This is a genomic window from Alienimonas chondri (genome assembly GCF_013036045.1).
Classification (GTDB): Bacteria; Planctomycetota; Planctomycetia; order Planctomycetales; family Planctomycetaceae; genus Alienimonas; species Alienimonas chondri.
The window spans coordinates 1-5,120 of the sequence record NZ_WTPX01000234.1; the positions used below are offsets into that span (position 1 = coordinate 1).

The window sequence follows — 5,120 nt, forward strand, 5'->3', positions numbered from 1 at the left end:
GCCGACCACGAACGCGGCGATCACCGCGATGCCGCCCCACAGAGGGGTCGTTTTCTTGTGCAGTTTGCGCCCGCCGTCCGGAGCGTCCACCGCCCCGAGGAGCGGAGCCGCCCAGCGAACGACGCCGTCCAGCAACAGCCCCATCACGGGCAGCGACAGCAGCGCCGGCAACAGGAAGTACCGGCCGTTGATCTCTCCGTGCTGCAACAGGCGTTGAAGAATGCTCGCCATCATCAACAGTGTCACGGCCCAGACCGGCCAGACGTCGATGCGGAACATCCGCCGCCAATAGCCCAACAAGCCGACGCCGCACAGAATCAGGACGATGGGCTTATACGCCGAGATCATCCCCTCGGCGTAGATGAGCCACAGCGGCGCCTCCGCTTCCTCTTCGGCGTCGACGACGACGCTCGGGTCGACCGGAACGCCAGCCGGTGCGACGCCGGCCGGTTCGACGGCGGGCGCGACCGCGGCAGGCTCGACGGCGGCGACTTCGCCGAGGGAACTCGACGCGGGCGCGGCTTGCTCGACGGCATCGGTCGACGGGCCGACGGCGGACTCCCACACCCATTCGCCGGCAACTTCCAGCATCCCCAGTCGGCCCCATTCCCACTCGTCATGATCGTGCAAGAGGGTGACGTTGACCAACAACAACGTCGCCGGTCCCACGGCGAGAGCCGCGGCGACGCCGCCCAACAGGGACCGCCGCTCCGTCGGCCGGCGCCACGCCGCCAGCGCGGTCCAGCCGAACAGAAGCGACAGCAGCAGCACCCCTTCAGTTCGGGTGAAGGTCGCGGCGGTCAATGCGAGTCCGGCCAGCAGAGACCACCCCAGCCGCGACCGGCGGGACGCGGCTCCCTCGTTTGCGGACGTGTCGGTCACGGGCGTATCGGTCACGGGCGTGCCGTTCGGCTCCGTGGCGCGCCAGCAGGCGGCGAGGGCCGCGGCGACGAACAGCCAGAACGTCCCGTCCCGGATCGGTTCGACGCCGGTCTCCGTGAAGCCCGGATGTACGGCGAACGTCGCGACGCCGCCGATCGCCACGCCGACCCCGAACTGGCGTTTGAGCCAGTCGAACAGCAGCGGCGCCGTCAGTCCCGCGGCGATCACGCCCCAAGCCATCGCCGTCGTCGTCGCCCCGACGCCCAGCGCTTCGCCCACGCCTCCGAGCAAGGCGATCAGCCCGACGTATAAATTGAGGTCGACCGAGGCGAACGCCCCGTCCACATCTCCGGCCCGCAGCTTCCCCGCGAGCATCTGGTAGTAATGGGCGTCGCGGCAGACCGCTTCCAACCGCAGCGCCAGCCCGGCGCGCGTCGCGACGGTCGCCAGCGTCAGCGCCGGAACCACCCACCACGCCCCGCACCAGCCGCAGGGGCGAACCGGAGCCACGGTCTCCGATCCGGCTTCTGAGGGGAGGGGCTTCTGAGACATCAGGTTGAAGGCGAGAGGCGGAGCAGGTCCGCCGTCAGAATCGTCCCCCGCCCGCGGCGGAGGTGAGGGAGGGCATGGAAATTGACGAGGGCCGGGGGACTTCGTCTTGAATGCGGATGCGAAGCGTATCTGTCGGGGGGAGACGACGGGGAGACGCGAAGCGGACCGCACCGAAGGAAGTCGTCCCTCGACGATCTGGGGGAGACTCCTAGCGCCGGAGCGATCCGACGGCCCAGAGCGATCCGTCGCCTCAGAGCGATCCGTCGGCCCGTCGCGATCCGTCGGCGCCGAGCCTTTCGGTTCCGAAGCTGGAGCAAAGCGCCGGTTCCGTCCCACGCGGTCCCCCAAGCTTTCCCAACCGGCCCCCATCATGCCGCGCCTGCGGGACCGAACGCTACCCCTCCGAGTCGAGGTGGCCAATCCGGCGTGGACGGCCGATTCCACTTGACGACCCCGAATGTTGTCGGCGGCCCACCCTTTCCAAACCCCGCGGTAGTTATGGCACGGACGCCACTCCCCCGCCCGGGCCGTTCTGCACGGCCCGAGTCTCGCTGCTGGTTCGCTTCCTCCCGCTTCGCCGCGGTCGCGCTGCTCGCGGTCGGCCTGGCCGGCTCGTCGCTCGGTTGCGCCGGGGGCGGTCTGAACCGGGCCGATCCGCTCACCCCGCAGGCGGACATGGCCCGTCGCGGCGTGCCGATGCCGGCGCAGGTGCCGCGGGAGTTCTCGAAGACCCTGTTGCCCGTCTACCGCCTCGCGCCCGGCGACACGGTGCTGATCGAGCCGGCCCGGTTCGACACCCCGCTGCGGTTCCCCGCCGATCAGCCGATCCAGCCGGACGGCACGATCGACCTCGGCCGCTTCGGCCGCGTCGCGGTCGCGGGGATGAGCCTGACCGAGGTGGAAGAGGTCGTCGCCCAACAGGTCTCCTATGTCGCCGAGCGCGACGAAGCCCTCGCCGAGGCGATCGAAGAAGACCCCAGCGGCGCGGAGGTCAACGTCCGTCTGATCGACCCCAAAGGCAGCGTGTATTACGTGCTGGGCGCCGTGCAGACGCCCGGCGTGTTCCAACTCGCCGGTCGGGAAACGGTGCTGGACGCCATCCTCACCGCCGGCGGCCTGACCGACGGGGCGAAGAAGTGCGACATCATCCTCTCTCGCCCGTCCGTGCCCGCCGACTGCCGCACCGTGCTGCCGGTCTGCTACGACCACCTCGTCCAAAGCGGCGACAGCACGACGAACTACCAGATCCTGCCCGGCGACCGGATCTTCGTGCCGACCCGCGGCTTCAAGGACACCGTCGACGACTTCCTGGGCTGCAACAAAGGCTGCGAACTGTGCAACTGCTCCCCCCAGTGGGGCTGCGGCCCGGACGCCAAGCCCTGCCCGACGCCCACCCGCTACGCGGCGATGTGCCCGGATCGCGCCGACCTCAGCCCGACGAACTTCCCCGGCCCCTACGGCGCCGACACCCGGGAGCTGTCCGCTCCGCCCGCCCCGGCGCCGGCCGACGATGAAGACGGATTCGGCCCGGTGCCCGCGCCGGCCCCGGATCCGATCGACGTGACCAACGACGGCATGAGCGAGGAAGGAACCGATCCCGCCCCCGGGCTGACGGACGAACCGCCGGCGCCCACCCCGCCCGTCGTGCCGGACGTTCCGACGACGCCGGACGACAGCGAGACCGAGACCCCCGCCCCGCTGCCGCCGGATATCCCGGACCTGCCGGATCTGGACGACTTGGCCGTCGGTCGGGCGGCGTTGACGACCGCCCCGGCCTGGGACGCCGGCCTGCCCACGCTGGAGGCCGACGGGTTCTGAACGGAACCCGAACCGCCCCCGCCAATCGATAAGCCGCCCGCCCGGGTTCCCCCGGGCGGGCGGTTCGCATTGGCGCCCCCGAATCCGGCCTGCTCGGCGCGGCGATCTATTCGTCGTTCAAGCGAACCGCGGCTCCAACACTGGTCGCGGCTTCCTCTCGGGAGGCGCTTGATCGACTTGATAGAAGGGACGTCCTGCGACGCAGGATCGTCGGACGGCGCCTCCATGACTGTCGCCGCCGGACATGGGCGACAATGGATTCGTCGCGGCGGCGCCCCTCTTTTCAGGGGCCGAGAATCCGTCCGGAACCGCCTCGACTCGGACGCCCGCTCGACAAAGAAGTTCAGCCGCCTCGCCGAATAACGCGTTGCAGATGCGATTGGGCGCGCCTAAACTCAAGAATCGCCGTTCTCCTTCGCCGAGCTAATTGGTTCTCGGCGAATCCCTTCCATGGCGAGGCGCGTTCACCCTTGGAACGATGCTTCCCGCTTCACGAAAGTCCAATGATGTTACGCAATCGTGTTCCCCGATTCAGGGACTGCCGCCGACCAAAGGCGTCCGTCCGATCCGGTTTTACGCTGATCGAACTGCTGGTGGTCATCGCCATCATCGCGATCCTGGTCTCGCTGCTGCTGCCCGCCGTGCAACAGGCCCGCGAGGCGGCCCGTCGGAGCCAGTGTCAGAACAACCTGAAGCAACTCGGGTTGGCGATGCACAACTACAACAGCACCTACAAGGTGTTCCCGTCCGGCTGTAACGGCACCACGCTGGACGGCATCGGCGGCTCGAACGAAGGGTTCGTCAGCTATCTGATGCCGCTCACCCCGTACATGGACCAGACGGCGCTGTGGAACCAGATTAAGAATCCGCTCGATTCGGACAACGACGGCACGATTAACTACCAGGCCTTCGGCCCCTGGCCGGAACCGAACGGCGGCAACGGTTACCCGCCCTTCCAGTACCAACTGGCCTCGCTCCTCTGTCCGTCCGACTCGCGGCAACCGGGCGGCTGCGGCGACACGAACTACGCGGCGTGCTACGGCGACAACGGAACCGCCATGCTGCAACGCAATCCCACTGAGGCCGCCCGGCGCAGCCGCGGCATCTTCGCCGGCAACTGGGGGCGGTTCGACCCGAATAACCACGCCGCCGACGACCACATTCACTACAGCTTCACCGACGCCCGCGACGGCACGGTCAACACCATCATGATCGGCGAGATCGGACGCACCGACCGCTACAAGTTCGTGGGCGGCATCGCCCAGACCAGCCTGCCGGAGTCCAACGGCGGGTACGAAGATCCCAGAGCCAACTGCTTGGAAAACACGGGAGTGATCGACCCCGCGAACCCCGGCTTCTATCGCCGGGACATCGCCGTCGACGACGACCGCGGCAAGGCGTGGGCGGTGGCGTTCGCGGACGTGACCGGTTTCCACACCATCCTGCCGCCGAACGGCCCGAGCTGCTCCAACGGCGGTTTCTATGACCGCCGCGGCCGCGGGATCTTCTCCGCCGGCAGCTATCACTCCGGCGGCGTCCAGGTCTGCATGGTGGACGGCTCCGTGAAGTTCATCTCGGAGACGATCGATACCGGCAACCTGAACGCGACCAACCCCATCGCCGCCGCCAGCCCCTACGGCACCTGGGGCGCCTTGGGAACGCGCGACGCCGGGGAAGTCGTCGGCGAGTTCTGAGCCGCGAACGCCGCGTCAGCGGCTGAACGATCGACCGAACGCCCGTCTCGAAGCCCCTTTCGAGGCGGGCGGTTTGCGTTTCGGGGCGAGGCGACCGGCGACCGATCGCGACGGCGGACTACGATCGGGCGTCCGTCCATCGAACCGCTCCCCCCGATGACCGCCGCCCCCGCC

2 protein-coding genes and 1 pseudogene are annotated in these 5,120 nt (G+C 68.8%); 2 read left to right on the forward strand and 1 reads right to left on the reverse strand.

All coding sequences use genetic code 11. The annotated features are described in order from the left end of the window. Positions 1–1,434, reverse strand: a pseudogene (locus tag LzC2_RS20200) (hypothetical protein); the annotation flags it as partial. A gap of 498 nt (positions 1,435–1,932) precedes the next feature. Here LzC2_RS20200 and LzC2_RS20205 point away from each other — a divergent pair. Together LzC2_RS20205 and LzC2_RS20210 are read left to right on the forward strand one after the other, a co-directional pair. After that, the gene (locus tag LzC2_RS20205; RefSeq protein ID WP_171189835.1) at positions 1,933–3,252 is read left to right on the forward strand and encodes a polysaccharide biosynthesis/export family protein; all 1,320 of its coding nucleotides are present in this window, start codon (positions 1,933–1,935) and stop codon (positions 3,250–3,252) included. 506 nt (positions 3,253–3,758) lie between these two features. Beyond that, the gene (locus LzC2_RS20210) at positions 3,759–4,946 is read left to right on the forward strand and encodes a DUF1559 domain-containing protein (RefSeq protein WP_171189836.1); all 1,188 of its coding nucleotides are present in this window, start codon (positions 3,759–3,761) and stop codon (positions 4,944–4,946) included. Positions 4,947–5,120 lie beyond the last annotated feature (174 nt).

Bases quoted from the DNA above. Each gene is read 5' to 3' on its own strand.
- LzC2_RS20205 (WP_171189835.1), top strand. From the start codon at position 1,933: ATGGCACGGACGCCACTCCCCCGCCCGGGCCGTTCTGCACGGCCCGAG.
- LzC2_RS20210 (WP_171189836.1), top strand. From the start codon at position 3,759: ATGTTACGCAATCGTGTTCCCCGATTCAGGGACTGCCGCCGACCAAAG.